Annotated in this window: 16 protein-coding genes; 10 read left to right on the forward strand and 6 right to left on the reverse strand. The window is 69.6% G+C overall.

What is annotated here, in order from left to right; translation table 11 throughout:
• Positions 1 to 16: 16 nt before the first annotated feature.
• On the reverse strand, positions 17 to 559 hold the full coding sequence (locus KCH87_RS35450) for a hypothetical protein (protein ID WP_210591885.1): 543 nt from the start codon (positions 557 to 559) through the stop codon (positions 17 to 19).
• 328 nt (positions 560 to 887) lie between these two features.
• Between KCH87_RS35450 and fmt the strand changes: the two genes are divergently transcribed.
• On the forward strand, positions 888 to 1,820 hold the full coding sequence (gene fmt, locus KCH87_RS35455) for a methionyl-tRNA formyltransferase (protein WP_210591887.1): 933 nt from the start codon (positions 888 to 890) through the stop codon (positions 1,818 to 1,820).
• 65 nt (positions 1,821 to 1,885) lie between these two features.
• Positions 1,886 to 3,295 carry an RsmB/NOP family class I SAM-dependent RNA methyltransferase gene (locus KCH87_RS35460; RefSeq protein ID WP_210591889.1) on the forward strand — a complete coding sequence of 470 codons (1,410 nt, stop codon included), beginning with the start codon at positions 1,886 to 1,888 and terminating at the stop codon, positions 3,293 to 3,295.
• Here KCH87_RS35460 and KCH87_RS35465 read toward each other — a convergent pair.
• A complete protein-coding gene (locus KCH87_RS35465) occupies positions 3,276 to 5,453 on the reverse strand; it encodes an MMPL family transporter (protein WP_247197296.1) in 2,178 nt (725 codons plus the stop codon). The two genes, KCH87_RS35460 and KCH87_RS35465, sit on opposite strands and share 20 nt — an antisense overlap.
• A 134-nt stretch (positions 5,454 to 5,587) precedes the next feature.
• Between KCH87_RS35465 and rpe the strand changes: the two genes are divergently transcribed.
• Positions 5,588 to 6,274 carry a ribulose-phosphate 3-epimerase gene (gene rpe, locus KCH87_RS35470; protein ID WP_210591893.1) on the forward strand — a complete coding sequence of 229 codons (687 nt, stop codon included), beginning with the start codon at positions 5,588 to 5,590 and terminating at the stop codon, positions 6,272 to 6,274.
• Between the two features lie 78 nt (positions 6,275 to 6,352).
• Positions 6,353 to 7,396: a sugar-binding transcriptional regulator gene (locus KCH87_RS35475; protein WP_210591895.1), complete on the forward strand. Its 1,044-nt coding sequence runs from the start codon at positions 6,353 to 6,355 to the stop codon at positions 7,394 to 7,396.
• Between the two features lie 235 nt (positions 7,397 to 7,631).
• Here the strand turns inward: KCH87_RS35475 and KCH87_RS35480 are convergent, their stop codons facing one another.
• Positions 7,632 to 8,231 carry a hypothetical protein gene (locus KCH87_RS35480; protein WP_210591897.1) on the reverse strand — a complete coding sequence of 200 codons (600 nt, stop codon included), beginning with the start codon at positions 8,229 to 8,231 and terminating at the stop codon, positions 7,632 to 7,634.
• Between the two features lie 159 nt (positions 8,232 to 8,390).
• Here KCH87_RS35480 and KCH87_RS35485 point away from each other — a divergent pair, with 159 nt between their 5' ends.
• A complete protein-coding gene (locus KCH87_RS35485; protein ID WP_210591899.1) occupies positions 8,391 to 8,705 on the forward strand; it encodes a barstar family protein in 315 nt (104 codons plus the stop codon).
• Positions 8,706 to 8,916: 211 nt separating this feature from the next.
• Positions 8,917 to 10,515, forward strand: coding sequence for a glycosyl hydrolase family 28 protein (locus tag KCH87_RS35490; RefSeq protein ID WP_308298994.1), 1,599 nt, complete (start codon positions 8,917 to 8,919; stop codon positions 10,513 to 10,515).
• 41 nt (positions 10,516 to 10,556) lie between these two features.
• On the opposite strand, the gene KCH87_RS35495 is transcribed toward KCH87_RS35490, so the two are convergent.
• Positions 10,557 to 12,113: a hypothetical protein gene (locus KCH87_RS35495; RefSeq protein WP_210591903.1), complete on the reverse strand. Its 1,557-nt coding sequence runs from the start codon at positions 12,111 to 12,113 to the stop codon at positions 10,557 to 10,559.
• 67 nt (positions 12,114 to 12,180) lie between these two features.
• Positions 12,181 to 13,536, reverse strand: a complete 1,356-nt coding sequence (locus KCH87_RS35500) for a glycoside hydrolase family 125 protein (protein ID WP_210591906.1) — start codon at positions 13,534 to 13,536, stop codon at positions 12,181 to 12,183.
• 190 nt (positions 13,537 to 13,726) lie between these two features.
• On the opposite strand from KCH87_RS35500, the gene KCH87_RS35505 reads away from it, so the two are divergent.
• From KCH87_RS35505 to KCH87_RS35520, 4 genes are all read left to right on the forward strand, one after another.
• Entirely contained in the window at positions 13,727 to 14,701 is a 975-nt protein-coding gene (locus KCH87_RS35505) for a sugar ABC transporter permease (protein ID WP_308298995.1), read from the forward strand.
• Positions 14,685 to 15,611, forward strand: a complete 927-nt coding sequence (locus tag KCH87_RS50530; protein ID WP_210591908.1) for a carbohydrate ABC transporter permease — start codon at positions 14,685 to 14,687, stop codon at positions 15,609 to 15,611. Before KCH87_RS35505 ends, KCH87_RS50530 begins: the two co-directional genes overlap by 17 nt.
• A gap of 43 nt (positions 15,612 to 15,654) precedes the next feature.
• Positions 15,655 to 16,953, forward strand: coding sequence for an ABC transporter substrate-binding protein (locus KCH87_RS35515; RefSeq protein WP_247197297.1), 1,299 nt, complete (start codon positions 15,655 to 15,657; stop codon positions 16,951 to 16,953).
• A 205-nt stretch (positions 16,954 to 17,158) separates the two neighbouring features.
• On the forward strand, positions 17,159 to 18,178 hold the full coding sequence (locus KCH87_RS35520) for a LacI family DNA-binding transcriptional regulator (protein ID WP_210591910.1): 1,020 nt from the start codon (positions 17,159 to 17,161) through the stop codon (positions 18,176 to 18,178).
• Here the strand turns inward: KCH87_RS35520 and KCH87_RS35525 are convergent.
• Entirely contained in the window at positions 18,172 to 19,368 is a 1,197-nt protein-coding gene (locus tag KCH87_RS35525) for a glycoside hydrolase family 76 protein (RefSeq protein ID WP_210591912.1), read from the reverse strand. The two genes, KCH87_RS35520 and KCH87_RS35525, sit on opposite strands and share 7 nt — an antisense overlap.
• Positions 19,369 to 19,454: the final 86 nt, after the last annotated feature.

A 19,454-nucleotide genomic window follows, 5' to 3' on the forward strand; every position in this document is an offset into this window, starting at 1 on the left:
AGTGCGGTGGGTGTCGTCAGCCGTTGCGCGGGCCCGGGAAGGCTGTCGGCCTGGCCTCGTCGCGGAGGACCGGGCTGCCTGCCGTCGGCTGGGTGGGCATGGAGCGCGCGGCGGGGACCGTCGGCATCGTGGGAATGCCCGTGTTGACGTTGACCGTGCGGGCGACTGTCGGCTCCGCCGGCATCTCGGCCTCGGTGGCCGCCTGCGTCGCGGCACGGCGTGATCCGTAACGGCGGTGCACGGCCTGCTTGGTGACGCCGAGCGCGGAGCCCACCGCGTCCCACGAGAAGCCGAGTGAGCGGTCGAAGTCCACGGCCGCCGTGACCAGGGTCTCGACACTGTCGCGCAGTTCCTGCGCGAGGCGGACCGTCGGGGCGGGGGCGCGTCCGTAGACGACGAAGCCCGTGGAGGGGCCGGAGCGGCGCGGGCGGTAGACGTTGCCCAACTGGGCGGTGAGCGTGCGCAGTGCGTCCACCTGCCGGCGGACCCGCTCGATGTCCCGCACCAGCAAGTGCAGGCTGGCCCGAGCCTGGGCGTCGTGGGTTGCGTGGTCGGCCATGAACAAGCCTCTCGAACCGGCGTTGAAAAGGATCGGGCCGCGCGATGTGCGGCCCGTTGTGGTCAACTCTTTCTTGACCAACGCGGATTCGCTCCGCGGGTCACGCAGTGGGGGCGTATGGGCATATGCGTGCGCCCTTGGCGCCGGGGCGTGCGCGGGCGCCTCGGCCTTCGGCCGGGCGCCCTTTCTTTCCCACCCGCGCACCACCCGTTTCCAGTTGGACAGCAGCGGCATTCGGCTGCGGGTCCGGGGAGCTTGTCCCTGTCCTCCGCCATAGACTGGTGTGTCGCCCGCACCCAACCCCCGCCCGAGAGGCCCGTACCCACCCATGAAGCTCGTCTTCGCCGGTACCCCCGAGGTCGCCGTTCCCGCACTGGACGCCCTGATCGCCTCCGGGCGGCACGAGGTGGCCGCTGTTGTCACGCGGCCTGATGCGCCGGCCGGGCGTGGGCGCAGGCTGGTCGCGAGTCCGGTCGCCGAGCGGGCGGAGGAGGCCGGGATCGAGGTGCTGAAGCCCGTGAAGCCGCGGGACCCGGCATTCCTGGAGCGGCTCACGGAGATCGCCCCGGACTGCTGTCCCGTCGTCGCGTACGGTGCCCTGCTGCCCCGGGTGGCCCTCGACATCCCCGCCCACGGCTGGGTCAATCTGCACTTCTCGCTGCTGCCCGCCTGGCGTGGGGCCGCTCCCGTCCAGCACTCGATCATGGCTGGGGACGAGATCACGGGCGCCTCGACCTTCCTGATCGAGGAGGGGCTCGACTCCGGGCCCGTCTACGGCACGGTGACCGAGACGATCCGGCCCACGGACACCAGCGGCGACCTGCTGACCCGGCTCGCGTTCGCCGGCGCCGGGCTGCTCTCCGCGACCATGGACGGTATCGAGGACGGCACCCTGAAGGCCGTACCGCAGCCGTCCGAGGGCGTCACGATGGCGCCGAAGATCACCGTCGAGGACGCTCACGTCGACTGGGCGGCGCCCGCTCTGCGGGTCGATCGCGTCGTGCGCGGATGCACCCCGGCCCCCGGCGCCTGGACCGTCTTCCGCGGCGAGCGGCTCAAGCTCATCCAGGTCGCCACCGTGCCCGACCGCGACGAGCTCGCCCCGGGTGCGCTCTCGGTCGGCAAGAACCATGTGTACGTCGGTACGGGCTCGTACGCCGTCGAACTGCTCTGGGTCCAGGCCCAGGGCAAGAAGCCCATGCGGGCGGCCGACTGGGCGCGCGGGGTGCGGGACGCCGACGGCGAGACGCTCGGCGCGTAACACGGCCCCGGCGTCGACGTACGCTGGGTGCACGTCTCTCCCCTTTCATCCGGAGCACCTTTTTCGTGAGCGAGCAGTCCCGCCGGCCCCGCAAGCCCTACCGCCGGCCCCAGAAGGACCCCGTCCGCATCCTTGCCTTCGAGGCACTCAGGGCGGTGGACGAGCGGGACGCGTACGCCAACCTCGTGCTCCCGCCCCTACTCAGGAAGGCGCGGGAGAAAGACGACTTCGATGGACGGGACGCCGCGCTCGCGACCGAGTTGGTGTACGGCACGCTGCGGCGGCAGGGGACGTACGACGCCGTCATCGGCGCCTGTATCGACCGGCCGCTTCGGGAGGTCGATCCGCCGGTACTCGACGTACTGAGCCTCGGGGTCCATCAGCTGCTCGGGACACGGATTCCGACGCACGCCGCCGTGTCCGCCTCCGTCGAGCTGGCCCGGGTCGTGCTCGGCGACGGGCGGGCCAAGTTCGTGAACGCGGTCCTGCGGAAGGTTGCCCAGGACGATCTCGACGGATGGCTCGCCAAGGTCGCTCCGCCCTACGACGACGATCCCGAGGAGCATCTCGCCGTCGTGCACTCGCACCCCCGCTGGGTCGTCTCCGCACTGTGGGACTCCCTCGGTGGCGGACGCGCGGGGATCGAGGAGCTGCTGGCGGCCGACAACGAGCGGCCCGAGGTCACCCTGGTCGCGCGGCCAGGTCGGGCCACGGCCGAGGAACTGCTCGGCGAGGAGGCCGCCGTGCCGGGGCGCTGGTCGCCGTATGCCGTACGGCTCACCGAGGGCGGCGAGCCCGGTGCGATCGGGGCCGTGCGCGAGGCGCGGGCCGGTGTCCAGGACGAGGGCAGCCAGCTCGTCGCGCTGGCCCTCGCCAACGCCCCTGTCGACGGGCCTGACGAGAAGTGGCTCGACGGGTGTGCCGGGCCCGGTGGCAAGGCCGCGCTGCTCGCCGCGCTCGCGGCCGAGCGGGGCGCCGCACTGCTGGCCTCCGAGAAGCAGCCCCACCGCGCGGGGCTGGTCGCGAAGGCGCTCGCCGGGAACCCGGGGCCGTACCAGGTCATCGCCGCCGACGGGACCCGGCCGCCGTGGCGTCCCGGCTCCTTCGACCGGGTGCTGATGGACGTGCCGTGCACCGGGCTCGGGGCTCTGCGCCGGCGGCCCGAGGCGCGCTGGCGGCGGCGGCCCGAGGACCTCGACGGGTTCGGTCCGCTCCAGCGCGACCTGCTGCGTACCGCGCTCGACTCCGTGCGGGTCGGCGGAGTCGTCGGCTACGTCACCTGTTCTCCGCACCTCGCGGAGACCCGGGCCGTCGTCGACGATGTGCTGAAGCAGCATCCGCACGCCGAACTCCTCGACGCCCGTCCGCTCCTGCCCGGCGTGCCGGACCTCGGCGATGGTCCCGACGTACAGCTGTGGCCGCATGTGCACGGGACCGACGCGATGTATCTGGCGCTCATCCGCCGGACTGCGTGACGTTCTCCGCGGGTTCGCGCGCCAGAGCCGATCCGTCCTCCTTCGCCATGCGGTGCGGCCACCAGACCTTCGGGCCGACGTCCAGGAACAGGGATGTGACCAGGACCGAGCGGACCAGGAAGGTGTCCAGGAGGATGCCCAGCGCGACCGTGAAGCCGATCTCCGCGAAGGCCACCATCGGCAGGGTGCCCAGGGCGGCGAACGTGCCGGCCAGCACCAGGCCGGCGGAGGTGATGACCGCGCCGGTCGCGGCGAGCCCGGTGATGACGCCTGGGCGGGTGCCCTGGCGGCCCGCTTCCTCGCGGATACGTGTGGTCAGGAAGATGTTGTAGTCGATGCCCAGGGCCACCAGGAACACGAAGACGAACAGCGGGAAGTCCGTCGACTCGCCCGCGTAGTCGAAGACGTACCGGAAGGCCAGGGCACTGATGCCGAGTGCCGCCGCGAACGACAGGATCACCGTCCCGATCAGCAGCAGCGGGGCGATCAGGGCGCGGAGCAGGGCACCGAGGATCAGCAGCACGACCACCAGCACCAGCGGGATGATCAGGATGTTGTCGTGCGTGGTCGCCTTGTCCATGTCCAGCAGGGCCGCCGTACCTCCGCCCACCTGGGCGTCGGCGTCCGGCACCGCGTGCACGGCGTCGCGGACCCGTTCGACCGTCTGCTTCGCGGCCTCGCTGTCGGCCGGGTCGGTCATGGTGGCCTCGAAGAGGACCTTGCCCTCGAAGGACGGTTTCGTGCCCGGTGGCAGACCCAGCGATTCGGGGACGACGCCCTGGGTGTCCGCGACCGCCTGGCCGACCTGCTGGGCCTGCGCCTGGTTGCTCACGATGACCAGCGGATCGCCGGTGCCCGCCGGGAAGTAGCGTTCCGAGACTTCCTGGCCGGTGATCGAGTCCGGTTTGCCGGTGAACGCGTCCGCGTTGCTGATGCCCTCCGCGCGGAGCTGGATCAGGCCGAGCGAGCAGATCGCGAGGGCGATCGCCGTGACCGCCCAGACCATGCGCGGGGTATGGGCGATACGGCGGCCCATGCGGGCCCAGAGGCCGCGCTCGGTCGGGTCGGCCGAGCCGAATTGCGGGATCACCGGCCAGAAGATCCAGCGGCCGAAGATCACCAGCAGGGCCGGGAACAGCGTCATCATCGCCACCAGCGCGACGGCGACGCCGATCGCAGCGACCGGGCCGAGGCCTCGGGTCGAGTTCATCTCGGCGGCCAGCAGCACGAGCATGCTCAGGACGACCGTGGCGCCGGACGCGATCACCGCGGGTCCTGCCCGGTGCAGGGCAAGCGCCATCGCCTCGTGCCGGTCCTCGTGGCGGCGCAGCTCTTCCCGGTAGCGGGCGACCAGGAGCAGGGCATAGTCCGTCCCCGCGCCGAAGACGAGCACCGTGAGGATGCCCGCGCTCTGGCCGTTGACGGTCAGGCCCGCGTGTTCGGCGAAGAAGTAGACCACGGCCTGAGCGGTGAACAGGGCGGCGATCACGGAAAGCAGCGGGACCAGGATGAGCGACGGACTGCGGTACGTCAGCAGCAGCATGACGATGACGACGCCCATCGCGGACAGCAGCAGCGTCGAGTCGATGCCCTCGAAGGCCTCGGAGAAGTCCGCGGAGGTGCCGCCCGGGCCCGTGATGTGCACGGCGAGCCCGCCGCCGCCCTCGCCGACATCGTCCCGGATCGAGTCGACGGCGGGCGCGATGCGCTCCCAGCCCTTCTCGTCCATGGTGATCGGGACATAGATCTGGGCGGCCCGCGGATCCGTCTGCCGGTCGAACGTCGGGCCCCGGGTCTCGTCGCCCCGGATGCCGTGGTCGGTCAGCTGCTTGAGCTGCTGCACGTCCTCGCTGATCTGCGCCCGGTCCTGTGCGGTCAGGCCGCTCTCGCGGGCGTAGATGACGATCGCCGGGATCTGCTCGGGCCTGAAGTCCTCGGAGATCTCCAGGACTTGGGTCGATTCGGCGGACCCGGGCAGCCAGGAGGCCGCGTCGTTGTCCTGGGCGTCGGTGAGCTTCTGTGCGAAGGGCGCCGTCAGGAACAGCGCCACCAGCCACAGCACCAGAACGACCCACTTGGCGCGGCGTCCGCACACCAGGTGCGCGATGCCCTTGCTGTTCGTCTTGGTCTCGTCGGTCTCGGACCCGGTCCCCGTCATGGCCACCCCCGTAGCCGCCCGTGGAGCCTGTGGGCCGCCCAGCATGGCACGTGCGGCCCTCGTACAACATCCGATGAACGTCTTAGGTCCGGACCGGGGCGAACATTCGTGCCCGGACATGGGAGGCTTGGGCTATGGCCGTGCAGATCAACCCCAGCATCCTGTCCGCCGACTTCGCCCGGCTCGCCGAAGAGGCGAAGGCGGTCGAAGGGGCCGACTGGCTCCACGTCGACGTGATGGACAACCATTTCGTCCCGAACCTCACGCTCGGCGTGCCGGTCGTAGAGTCCCTGGCCCGTGCGACGGACACCCCGCTGGACTGCCATCTGATGATCGAGGCCCCCGATCGGTGGGCGCCTCAGTACGTCGAAGCGGGTGCCGGCTCCGTCACGTTCCATGTCGAGGCGGCCTCCGCTCCGGTGCGGCTGGCCCGGGAGATCCGGGCCAAGGGTGCCCGTGCCTCCATGGCGCTCAAGCCGGCGACGCCCATCGAGCCGTACGAGGATCTGCTCCCCGAGCTCGACATGCTGCTGATCATGACGGTCGAGCCGGGCTTCGGTGGCCAGGCGTTCCTGGACATCATGCTTCCGAAGATTCGCCGCACCCGCGAGTTGATCAGCAAGCATGGCCTTGAGCTGTGGCTTCAGGTCGACGGCGGAGTCTCGGCGGCGACGATCGAGCGCTGCGCGGAGGCCGGAGCCGATGTCTTCGTGGCCGGTTCGGCGGTGTACTCGGCCGCCGATCCGGTCGAGGCGGTACGTGCACTGCGCACCCAAGCCGAGGCGGTGACGGCCCGTGCGTCCTGGGCGTGCGACCACTGAGCCAAGGGAACGTGAACGACGCCCATCAGGGCGGATCAAGTGCGCCGGATCTGCAAGGATGAACGGCGAATCCAGAGTGTGAACAGCAGTGAGGAGAGCGCCGTGTCGGCAATGTCGGCGGGCCGGTCAGCCATGCGGATGGGACCCGCTGAGCTGGTGCAGGCGGCGGCCATGGCCCGCCGCTTCTACCTCGAGGGCAAGTCCAAGATCCAGATCGCCGAGGAGTTCGGCGTCAGCCGCTTCAAGGTGGCCCGGGTCCTGGAGACCGCCCTCGAACGGGATCTCGTACGTATCGAGATCCGTGTCCCGGCAGAACTGGACGCCGACCGCTCCGACGCGCTGCGCGCCCGCTACGGCCTCAGGCATGCCGTCGTGGTCGAGTCCCCGGCCGAGCCCGAGGACTCGCCCGACCCCGAGAACCTCGGTGAGGTGGCCGCCGACCTGCTCGGTGAACTCGTCAACGAGGGCGATGTGCTCGGCCTCGCCTGGGGCCGCTCCACCATCCACATGGCCGCGGCCCTCGACCGGCTGCCGCCGTGCACGGTGGTGCAGCTGACGGGCGTGTACGACGCCGGGACCGCCGAGCGCGGTTCGGTGGAGGCCGTGCGGCGGGCCGCCCAGGTGTCCGGCGGCGACGCCCACCCCATCTACGCGCCGATGCTGCTGCCGGACGCGGCCACCGCGGCGGCGCTGCGCAACCAGACCGGGATCGCCCGCGCCTTCGAGTACTTCGACAAGGTCACCGTCGCCTGTGTCTCCATCGGCTCCTGGGAGCCGGGCATCTCGACGGTGTACGACATGCTCAGCGACGAGGAGCGGGCGCACTACTCGTCCCTCGGTGTCGCCGCCGAGACGTCCGCGCACCTCTTCGACGCCGAGGGCCGCCGGGTCGGACGGGACCTGGGCGAGCGGTGCATCACCGTCAAGGCCGACCAGCTCCGCCGTATCCCCGAGGTCGTGGCGATCGCGGGCGGACAGCGGAAGGCGGCCGCGATCGACGCCGTGCTGCGGTCGGGGCTCGTCACCAGTCTGGTGACGGACACCTCCGCGGCCGACTACCTGCTGACGACGGGACCGACGCCGCGTCCCGCCCTCAACAGGGCGGACCCGGACGGCCCCTGACGGTCGTTCACGGCAGCTTGTGACGGGGCGAACCGCGGCGGCAGGCCGCTGCGGTTCGCCCTTCGCTGCTTCTGCGCCACCGGCAGCATCGGTCAGTTTTGACGAAGCCGGTCGAGAAGATCGCCGAGATGCCGGAAGAGGACCGCGTCATCGCCGAGCGGTTGCACGCCATCGTCAAGGAGGGGCACCATGTGGCCGACCGCCTTCGCCGTGCGGGAGCTGACGCCCCGGACGGTCAGCGTGACTGCAACGCGTCCAGGGCCACCGCGTGTGCGAGCATCAGTCGCCGGTCGCGTCGGTCGTCCTCGATCCGGACGACGTAGTGGTCACGGAAGCGGGTCTTCTTCTCGAAGGAACCCACGTTCCGGCCGTCCGCGTCGACGAAGTCGAAGTGGTACTTCCAGATGAAGGGCAGGTCGCCGATGAACGGCAGCAGCCCCCACACCCGCCGGAAGACCGCCAGAGCGGCGTTGCGTTCCTGAATGGTGAGGGCAGGGAGTCCCGGCTGGTCGAGCGTCCATGTCGAGCGCAGCAGCGACTTCCCGAACTTCTTGCCGAACACGCCGATCGGCTGCCCGCCGCCGGTGACGTCATATGCGCTGGCGAGATCGACGACCTTGCGGGCCTTGAAGGCGGCGAAGACGGATTGCTTCGACTCGTCGGTGTAGAGGGTGACTTCTTCCTTGAACTTCATGCGCTTCTGCTCGACGAAGGCGATCTTCGCACCGGGCCCGCCGCTGCCGTCGTCGGTGAAGATCTCGTAGCGGTTGACCATCATGGTCACCCTCTGGTGGATGTGGAACTGCCGCTGGTCCTGCACTGCGCCGACGTCCATGGGCTTCCCTTCCCGCGATGGCGCTCGGCAGCGTACAGGGCGGGTTGTGAGGGCGGGACAGTGCCCTTGCGGTCACCAGGAACGGTGGATCGTCAGCGGGTGGGGTGGCAAGATCTAGCCCACCGATGATCACTACGAATCGTTCCGGGCGGAGCTGAGATGACAGAGCTGGTGGTCACGCTGGACCTCGACGGGATCACGGACAAGGCGGGCCTGATGGACCGCTGCGCCCGTGCGCTGGAGCTGCCCGACTGGTTCGGCCGCAACTGGGACGCGCTGGCCGACTCCCTGTCCGACCACACCGTCTGGCCCGAGGGTGCCGTGGAACAGGGGCTGCTGATCGTCGTACGGAACTGGCAGCCGTACGCCGGGGCGCAGCCGAAGGAGTGGGGGATCGCCCGGGACGTGTTCTCGCAGGCGGCGGACCACACCTCGGCGCTGACGGTGGCGCTCGCGCTCGGAGGTTCCTCCTAAAACCCCCTGCTGGGCAGGGGCGTCGTAGGACGCGCTCATCCTTGTTTGTCATGACCTTGACAAGGTTGTCCGGTCTGCTTAGCGTGACGCGTCGTCCACCGGCCTGATTCGGGAAGCACACGACGAGCACGGGCGCGCCCCATCGATGGACCGACAGGAAGGACACCGGATGAGATCGGCACTGCTTCCGACCGACGGAGTCGACAGTCGCGTGACACGTCTTCTGGCCCTCGGGCTGACCGCTCTGCTGCTGGGCGTCGCGGCGCTGTTGGGAGTTCCCCAGTCCGCCCAGGCCGCGCCAGGGACCGTGGAGGCCTACCCGGTCCCGTCGATCTATCCGGCGTCGACCGACTACCGGCTGACCGTCAACGGAACGTCCGTGCCCGTCACCAAGTACACGGGCTACGACATCGCGCAGCTCTCCCTGGGCACGGGCACGGCCGTCATCGCGGTGACCAAGACCAACAACACGAACATCGGCGCGTACAGCATCAGCCCGCAGAAGCTGGGCATCGCCGGGTCCGTGAGCGGTTCGACGCTGACCTTCACCGTGCAGAACGACGAGTATCTGATCGTCAAGCTCGACGGCCGCCCCAACCTGGTCATCGCGGCCGACCCGGCCCAGTCCGACCGTCCGGCGTCGAGCGGGACCGGGATCTTCAACGTACAGAGCCCGCCCTACTCGGCCCAGCCGAACACCGGCGCCTACACCACGACGGCCTTCCAGAACGCGCTCAACGACGCCGCCGCGTACGGATCCGCCAACGGTACGCAGGGCATCGTGTACGTGCCGGCCGGCGTCTACACGCTGGGCAATCTCTATCTGCGGAGCAACCTGGCGTTCTACCTCGCACCCGGTGCGGTCCTCCGGTACACGGGAGACCGCGACCACTACGTGGTGAACGGACACAAGAACTCGCAGGGGCGGGACCTCACTTGGTTCATCTCCACCCGGTACTCGTCGAAGAACATCAAGATCTACGGCCGGGGAATCATCGACGGGAACGGCCAGGCCGCGCTCGCGCCCGACAACCTGGGCGTGAACCTCCTCGCCCCCGTCTACACGAGCGGCTTCACGGTCGACGGCATCACCTTCCGTGAGTCCAGCAGTTGGGCGGTCATTCCGCTGCGGTCGTCGGACATGACCTTCCGCGACATCAAGATGTTCAACAGGTTCGACATGGGCGAGAACGACGGCATCGACGTCATGGAGTCCACCGGCGTCACCGTCGACCACGCGATCGGTATCGGGCTCGACGACCCGTTCAGCACCAAGACCTGGGCCGAGGGCGTCGACATCTACAACACCGTTCCCGGCAGCCCACGCCCGCTGGAGAACGTCACCTTCAACGACCTGGTCTCCTGGACCTACTGCTACGGCGTCAAGGTGGGCCAGGGCGTCTTCCAGTCGCAGAACGAGGTCACCTTCCAGCACGCCGTCGTCTACGACGCCGCCGTCGGCATCGGCGTCCACCACAAGTACGGGACGGCGGGCGCGACGAACATCAAGTTCGACGACATCGACATCGAACGGCTCAGCTTCAAGAACGACGACAACCGGACCTGGCTGGCCATGATGACCGGGAACACTCAGGGCATCGGCCCGGTCACCGGGGTCACGATCTCCAACGTGAAGGTACGCAACGCCGGTATCACCGCCGCGCGCGTCAACGGCCTGCCCGGCGCACCCATCACCGGGGTCGCGCTGCGCAACATCGTGATGCCGGGGAGCACGGCACCCGCGACCACGCTGAGCCAAGTGAATCTGACCAACCTCTCGGATTACGGCGGCCTCACCATCACGCCGTAGCCGTCCGTCCGGGGAGCAACACCGGGCGGCCGTCCGCGGAATCAGACCGCCAGCGGTGTTGCTCCCCAGGGCTCGGCCCAGTCGTAGACGAGGGTCTCCGTGCCGGCCCGCCAGCGGCGAGGAGCGGTGGTGGACAGCCAGTCGAGGGGCTCGACGCCACCGGGTGTCCCGCCGTCCAGCGCTGTCCTGACGGCCGCGGCGAGGTCGGTGTCCGTGCGGTCCGTGCGGGCGGCGGGGTCCACCGAGACGAACAGGGCTGTACCGGAGCGTGCCACCAGGTCCAGGAACTGCCGGTTGAGGTTCCAGTCCGTCTGCGGAGTGCAGGGCACGCAGTCCGCGTCCACGGTGAAGAACCTGTTGTGCTGGGCCAGCCGGAAGGCCAGCGTGTTCACGCCCATGCGCCGGGTCAGCTCCCAGCTGCGGCCCGACGTGTCGTCGCCGGACCGCTGTACCCGCACCAGGCCCGCGGACAGATGGCCGACCGTGTTGCAGCCGATCACCACCGTGTCCCCGGCGGCCTCGGCGATCGTGCGGTACAGGCGGACCAGGATCTCGGCGCTCGTGACGGACCGGTCGGCCAACGACCAGCCCGGCGAGGCGAGTTCGGCGGGGGAGCCGGCGGCGAACCTGCCGAACACGTCGTACGTCGAGAAGTCGTGCTTGATCAGTTCGTACCCCCACCGCCGGAACCGGCTCACGTCCTCGGCGACCGTCTCCAACGCGACGTCCAGGGAAGGGTCGAGGGGGAAACCGGCGTCCCTCAGCATGCCGGGCCGGACGGCGGCGGTCTCGGTCCTGGAGAGCAGCGGCCGGAACCACAGGCCCGGCCGGGCGCCGGTCTCGGTGATCCGGGCGGCCAGGTCCGCCATGTCGTCGAACACGCCCGGCAGCCCGGTGTCCCAGGGACCGCCGGGCGCGGATCCGCCGCCCTCCGTCCAGCCGTCGTCGATCACGCAGTACGGGCGGACGGGATGTCCGTCGGCGTACTCCACGACCGTCCGGGCGTCGCGCAGGACCGCGTCGGGGCCGAAGCCACGTCCGTAGGCGTAATACCAGTTGTTGCAGCCGACGACGGGGCCCGTGGAAGGCAGCGGGTCCGGGCTCATGACGGTGCTGAGCGCCTCGTGCGCGGCGAACGGTGTCGGGGCCGCGGCGGTCACCACCGTGGCCACGTCCAGCACGCGTTCACCCGGCAGGACCGGCAGGCCGCCGCTGCGTACATCCGCCCAGAGGGTGATGCCGCCCTCGTCGACCGTCCAGGAGCACAGGGCGCCGGCTCTGGTGCGCACGCCCCAGCCGGTCGTCGTTCCGCCGGATGCGCCGGTGATCAGGACGTACCAGGGCAGCGCGCGCTCCGGCTGAAGAGTGCGCCACTGGAGGTCGCCGTAGCCGCGCTCCCAGGCGTCTCCCAGGATCCGGGCGCCTTCGGGTGTGCTGTGCCTCCAGCGCAGCACGATCCGCGACAGGCCCTCGGCGCCCGCGCGGGCGCACACCCGCAGACCGTCGGCCGCCGGCTCGGCGGTCACCCGGGTGCCGCGCACCGTCCAGACGCCTTCGGTGGCCGAAGTGGCCGGGTGCGGACGGGTGTCGTCGGTCATGACGTGGACGGTGTCGGGCAGGTGCGGCACAGCGGGCTCCTCGGTGTGGGGACGGCGACGGCGCCGGTCAGGCAGGCCTGCTGTGGGCGACCGGCGAGGCGGGCAGCGTCCGCGGGTGCACGGGAAACAGGCCCCGCACGCCGCCCCCGCACAGGTCGAGGGCGAGTTCGCAGAACATGGCGTTGGCCCAGCCGAACCAGTCCCGGGTGTAGCGGCCGGGGTCGTCGACATGGAAGCTCTCGTGCATCAGGCCGGTGCCGGCGGTTGTGGCCGCCAGTGTCTCAAGGGCCCGTGCCGCGGCGTTCTCGTCGCCGGTCAGGCCGGCGGTGGCGATGGCCAGCGGCCAGACGTGACCGTCCGGAGTGTGCGTACTGCCGATGCCTGACGCGTGACTGCCGCTGAAGAACGACGGGTTCGACGGGGAGAGCACCAGTTTCCGGGTGGCCTGATAGAGCGGGTCCTCCGGTGTGCACCAGCCGCTCAGGGGGAGGCTCAGCAGGCTGGGCAGGTTGGCGTCGTCGCCGAGCAGCACCGCGCCGAGGCCGTCCACCTCGTAGGCGAGGACGGACGCACCGCCGGCCTTGACCACCGCGTTGGCCAGGATTCCGGCGTCGATCTCGTCGGCCAGCCTCCGTGACTCCTGGGCGAGTTCCGGATCGCGGAGGGCGGACGAGGCCAGCTCGGCCAGCCCGTGCAGGGTCGCGGACGCCAGCGCGTTGGCCGGGACGAGATAGCCGTGCCGGCACGGATCGTCGCTCGGCCGGAAGCCCGACCACGTCATACCGTTCCGCCGGACGCTGGCCCCGCGGCCGCCCTGGGGAAGGCTGTCACCGGCGAAGGGGCCCGACGGCCGGATGAACCAGTAGGGCGAGTGCGTGTGGGACTGCTCCGCCCACCACATCCGTACGATCGTCCAGGCGGCGCGGTGAAAAGCGTCGTCGAGGTGGTCCTCACGACCGCTCGCCCGCCGGATCGCGTACGCCAGCTGCAACGGCGCGCAGAGGGAGTCGAGTTCGTACTTGCGCTCCCACACCCAGTCTCCCGGTGTGGGCCGGTCGCCGGGCTCGCCGTGCGCGGCGGTGGGTCCGTCGTTGAAGGCGTTGGCGTACGGGTCCAGCAGGACGCAGCGGATCTGTCGGCGCGATACGCCGGCCAGCACGTCGCCGACCGCCGGATCCGTGGCCAGGGCGAGGTAGGGGCGGACCTGGGCCGTGCTGTCACGCAGCCACATCGCCGGGATGTCGCCGGTCCTGACGAAGACTTCCGGGACGTGCGAAGGACCCGTCGGATCGGCACCCCAACTCATCGACGTGGTCCATGTGTTGGTCAGGCAACTCTCGACGATGTCCGCTGCCGGGCTGCCCCGCAACTCGGTGGCCAGCCGTCGTCCGAGTGTTCTCAGCGACTCCGGAACTGCCCACACTGTTCCGGATGTTGATCCGGGAAACGTTACCATCGCGCCTCTTGACTCCCTCTGTGGCGTGCGCCACCGTGTGATCAACAGGGAATGGAAACGTTACCTTGAAGGAGCTGGAGACCACCAGACGGTCGGGTCCGCCCCGGTCTGCGTCCTCGCCAACTCCTCGAAGGGGAAGAGGAGAAGGTGAGCGCGTGTGACAGCCACTCCGGACGGGCAACTGCACCCGCCCCCGCGTCCGTCACTGCGCCGCCCCCGGCGCCGGCGAGGGAAACTCGGGTCGGACACCCGGGCCGCGTACGCGTTCATGGCGCCGGCTCTCATCGGCTTCGCGGTCTTCGTCGTCTACCCGCTGATCCGCTCGGCCTACTTCGCGCTGACGCGGTACAACGGCCTGACCGACCCGACCTTCGTCGGCCTCGACAACTTCCGCCGGATGTTCACCACCGACCCGTCGTTCTGGCCCTCGGTGCGCGCCACCCTGCTGCTGGTCGTCCTGTACGTACCGGCGTCGCTGGCCATCGGGCTGGCGCTGGCGGTGTTCTGCAACCGGCGCATGCGGGGCGTACGCGTCCTGCGCACCCTGGTCTACCTTCCGGTGGTGCTACCGGTGGTCGCCACGATCACGCTCTGGAAGTTCGTCTTCAACCCTCAAGTCGGCCTGGCCAACCAGGTGCTCACGTGGCTTCACCTCCCGACCAGCGAGTGGCTGTCCGGTCCGAGTTCGGCGATGCCGTCGATCGTGATCGTCATGCTGTGGAGCGTCGGGTCGACGATGATCATCTTCCTGGCCGCGCTCCAGGCGGTGCCCACCGAGCTCTACGAGGCGGCCCGCATCGACGGCGCCGGCCCCGGGACCGTGTTCTTCCGGATCACCCTGCCGCTGATCAGCCCGATCATGGTGCTCCAGGTCGTGCTTCAGCTGGTGACCGCCCTTCAGACCTTCAACCAGCCGAAGATCCTCTCACCGGACGGCCTCGGCGGACCCGGCTTCAGCACCAGGGTCCTGATGCTGTCGATCTACAACAACGGCTTCCCCACGCTCGGCCGGGTCGCCGACTTCGGCTACGCCTCCGCCCAGGTGTGGGTTCTCTTCCTGGTCATCGTCGTCGTGATCGCCGCCACCGCCCGCTTCTCGTCGATTTGGACCTACAGTGACCACGTCTCCTGATGTCGCGACGGCGTCGGAGCCGGCGCCGTCCCCGCAACCGACAACCGCCACCCATGCGCCCCGGCCGCCCCGGAAGGCCGTACGGACCGCGTCCTGGTACGCCGCCGCGCTGCTGATCTCCTCGGTGATGGTCCTGCCCATCCTGTGGATGCTCACCATCGCCCTGAAGGGCCAGTCGGCGGTCTTCCAGGTCCCGCCCCGGCTGCTGCCCGACGAGTTCCACTTCGAGAACTTCATCGACGGACCGAAGGCGATCCACTTCCCCCGCCTGCTGCTCAACTCCCTTGTCATCACCGGCCTGTCGGTGCTCGGCGGCGTCATGACCTCGATGATGGCGGGATACGCCCTGGCCCGGCTCCGCTTCCCGGGCCGCAGGCTCTGGTTCTACCTCTTCGTCGGCAGCATGATGCTCCCCCCGGTGGTCGGCATCATCCCGCTGTTCCAGCTCTTCAAGGACATCGGCTGGTACGACACCTGGCTGCCGCTGATCGTGCCGGCCTTCCTCGGCGGGAATCCGCTGTTCATCTTCCTCGCCCGCCAGTACTTCCTGTCGGTGCCGCACTCGATCGACGAGGCCGCCAAGGTGGACGGCGCCGGACACATCCGGATCTTCTTCAGCGTCATGCTGCCCATCACCCGGCCGGCCTGGATCACCATGGCCATCCTGGCCTTCCAGTTCTCGTGGAACGACTACCTCAACCCGCTCATCTACCTGTACTCGTCCGAGAAGTGGCCGCTGAGCGTCGGCATGGCCTCCTTCGTCGGCCAGTTCGCCGGCCAGACCCCGGACTGGCACCTCTACATGGCCGCCAACCTGCTCTACATGCTCCCCCCACTGGCCGTGTTCTTCGTGGCCCAGCGCTACTTCATCCAAGGCCTGAGCGCACTGGGCACCGTCAACCAGCGCTGACCCGTACCGAGGTCGGCCGACCCGAACCACGTACCCGGAGGCCATGTTGAAACGAACAGTGCACGTCGCCGGAGCCCTGCTGGTGGCAGGCGGACTGCTGGCCACGTCCGCCTGCGGAGGCTCCTCGGGGAAGGAGTCCGGCGGGAAGACCACGGTCACCGTGATGACCTGGGAGTCGAACGCGACCAACAAGCTCATCGACCAGGCCCTGGCCGGTTTCCACGACCCCGACATCACGGTCAAGCGCGTCGACACCCCCAACGGCAACTACGGGGACAAGCTCGCCTCCCTCACCCAGGCCAAGAAGCTGCCCGACCTGTTCTGGTGCGGCAACGACACCGAACTCCAGTACAGCGGCCAGGGCCTGCTCACCGACTGGTCGTCCAAGCTGTCCGGCTCCGGTGACTTCACCGCCGGCAGCTTCGTCCCCACCGCCATGAAGAACTGGAAGACCGCCGACGGAAAGATCGGCGGAGTTCCCTCCCTGATGAACACCTACGGCATCTGGTACGACATCGACGCCTTCAAGGCCGCCGGAATACCCCTGCCGGCCGACGGCTGGACCTGGGACGAGATGTACGCGGCCGCCGACAAGCTGCACAAGAAGGGCGCCAAGTACGGGTTGGTCGCCGACGCCATGACCGCTCTGGACGCGCCCTTCAGCCTCAGCCTCTACTCCCTGTCCGCCGGCGGCGCGCCCTTCACCGACAGCGTCCACCAGCCCACCAAGGTGACCGCCGACGCGACCTACACCGAGGGCGTCGGCAAACTCGTGGCGGGCATCAAGAGCGGCGCCGTGGCACCTCCCGGCTACGACATCTCCAACCAGCAGTCGCTGTTCGCCGCGGGAGAGATCCCGATGCTGTGGAGCGGCCAGTGGCTGGCCGCCGGGTTCCTGACCGACAAGCCGAAGATCAAGTACGGCTTCGCGCCCCTGCCCCAGGTCGACAAGGCGGCCACCCTGTACGACGCGGTGGGTATCTGCACCCCGTCGTACACCGAGAACGCGGACGCCACCTTCAAAGTCCTCTCGTATCTCAACTCCACCGTGTGGACCAAGGTGCTCCCGGACTCGCCCGTGGCCGTGCCGGCCTACACCGGCGCCCAGGACGCGTACTACGACGCCCTCGGCAAGGCCGGTCTGACGACGGTGGCGTCCACCGTCAAGGCGGACCTGGACGCCCCGCTGACCATGGGCGTGCGCTTCACCACGCAGTGGGCCGGCCAGTCCAACGACCTGATCACCGCGTACTGGCCGGACATCCTCCAGGGCAAGAAGCCGCTGTCCGATCTGCAGACCATGACCGACAAGATCAACGACGTGATCAAGAGCAACGGTTAGGGCGACAGGCCCTGACACCGAACCGTGCGGACGCAATGCCCCGGTCACCCTGGAATCCGCCCTGCCGACCGGGGCATGCGCCGGGACCCGGAAACGTATCCGGAAACGTATCCTGAGGGCCGTCACCCGGCCGCCCGGTGAAGAAAGTTGGTCTTGGCACCACGTGAGCAGTCGTTCCCCGCAGCGCCAGAACACCAGGCCGACGATGCGCGATGTCGCAGAGCGGGCCGGAGTCGCCGTAGTCACCGTGTCGCGCGTCGTCAACGGCATCGGAACGGTCCGTGAGGAGACGGCCGAGCGGGTCAACGCCGCCATCAACGCCATCGGGTACCAGCGCAACGAAATCGCGCGGTCGCTCCGCCCCGGGCAGACCTCCATGACCGTCGGGCTGCTGCTCGGTGACCTGACCAACCCGTTCTACGCGTCCCTGGCGAAGGCGGCCGTCGAAGTGGCGAACCAGGCCGGGTACGCGGTGGTCCTCAGCACCGCCGACGAGGACCCGGAGGTCGAGCGCCGTGCGGTGGGCGAGCTCATCGGGCGGCGGGTGGCCGGGCTCATCATCGTGCCCGACCAGGGCGACCACGCCTTTCTCGACGAGGTCAACGCCCACGACCAGGTGCCCATCGTCTTCGTCGACCGGCCCGCCACCGGCGCCGAGGCGGATGTCGTGGTCGTCGACAACGAAGGCGGGGGAGCGGCGGCGACCCAGCACCTCGTCGACCACGGCCACAGCCGGATCGCGATCCTTGTCGCGCCCTCGTACTACACGACCGGCCGCCGGCTGCGCGGCTACCGCAAGGCCCTGCGGCGCAGCGGCATCCCCGTCGACGAGGACCTGGTCGTCGCCCTGCGGCGCGGCACCACGGACGACGCCTCCGCCGCCACCCACGCCCTGCTGACGTCGGCGCACCCGCCGACGGCGATCTTCTCGACCACGGGCTTCCTCACCGAGGGCGTCCTGCGAGCGAGCCAGCAACTGCGGGCGCCCGTCGCGGTGGTGGGGTTCGACGACTTCAAGCTGGCCGACATGCTCCCGACCCCGGTCACGGTGGTGACCTCCGACACCGAGGAACTCGGCCGCCGCGCCGCCCATCTGCTCATCGACCGCATCAACGGAGAGGGTGCGCCCTACCGCAGGACCGTGCTGCCGGTGCGGCTCATCGCGCGGGGCACGGGGGAGTTGGGCCCCCAGCCCCAGCCCCAGTCCCAGCCTCCGTCTCAGTAGAGCGTCGGCCAGAGGGCGCGGGGCCACGCGAGTACGGCGTAGAGCTGCGCGAGGGCCGCCTGCTGGATCGCCTCCGTGCCGCCGGACGAGTTGAAGTGCACCAGCCCGGTCGCGGGATCGCGCATGGTGGACCACACCTGGTCGGCGTAGGCGGTCATCGCGCGGTGGTATCTGCCGTCCCCGGACACCGACTCCAGGAGCAGCAGGTTCTTGAAGAAGATCGAGTTGAAGAACACCGGCTGGCTGAACAGCCGCCCCTGCGTGACGTAGTAGGTGTACGCGGCCTCGGCGATCCGCTCGGCCCGGCGCAGATAGACGCGTTCGCGGGTCGCCCGGTGGAGCAGGACGTTGACGCCGACCGGCACTCCCTGGTTGTACGACCAGACCGTCTTCTCGATCGTGCCCTGGAGGTCGAGGTGGTCCCAGTACAGCCCGCCGGGGCTCAGCAGATGGGTGTTCGTCCAGTCGTAGAACCGTCTCGCCCAGTCCAGGTACTCGCTCTCACCGGTGATCAGGTGGAGGCGCAGGGCGAGTTGGGCGCCCGGCATGTTGGAGACGGTGTTGCGGTCGTGGCTCCAGGTCGCCTGGGTCCAGAAGACGCCGCCGGGCGCGGCGTGGGAGGGGTCGGTGTCCCAGCCTGACCTGACGAGCGCGAAGATCTCCTTCGCGCGGGCCAGCGCGGCGGTGTCCCCCGTCTGTAGGTAGCGCTGGACCTTTGCCAGGCCGACCCACTCGTTGTCGTCGTAGAACATGTCGCCGCCCGAGCCGTACGGGGCGCGGGGGTAGGAGTCGTAGCCGGGCAGCCCGGTCGTGCCTCCGCCGGCGTTCCAGTAGTGCTCCTGGGCCTTCGCGCAGGCGGTCAGCTCCGACTCGTACGCCGGGTCCACGGCCGCGAGGTCCAGAGCGGCGATGTGTACCTGGGAGAAGGGCCATTCGTAGGAGTACGGCTTGTCGTCCGGGGCTGCCGGATACTGCTCGCGGACCAGTCCGGATCCGTCTGACGTGCCGAAGTGTCTCTCCAGGGCGGTATAGGCGGCTCTGGCACGGGACAGCGCGCGGGACCGGTGTTCCGCGTCTTCCGCATGGCCGCCGTCCGCGGCGGCCGCGCTTGCGGTGGATGTGGCCGCCATCGTGGCCATGGCCGTCAGCCCGGAGCCGACCAGCGTCCGGCGGGAGGGAAACCTGCGCATGGGAACGTCTCCATTCGGACGCCGGTGCTGGATGAATGGAAACGTTGTCATGGCGCTGGAGAGTCGTCAACGGTCCGAACAGCACC

Source organism: Streptomyces sp. GESEQ-35, from assembly GCF_017948485.1.
Classification (GTDB): Bacteria; Actinomycetota; Actinomycetes; order Streptomycetales; family Streptomycetaceae; genus Streptomyces.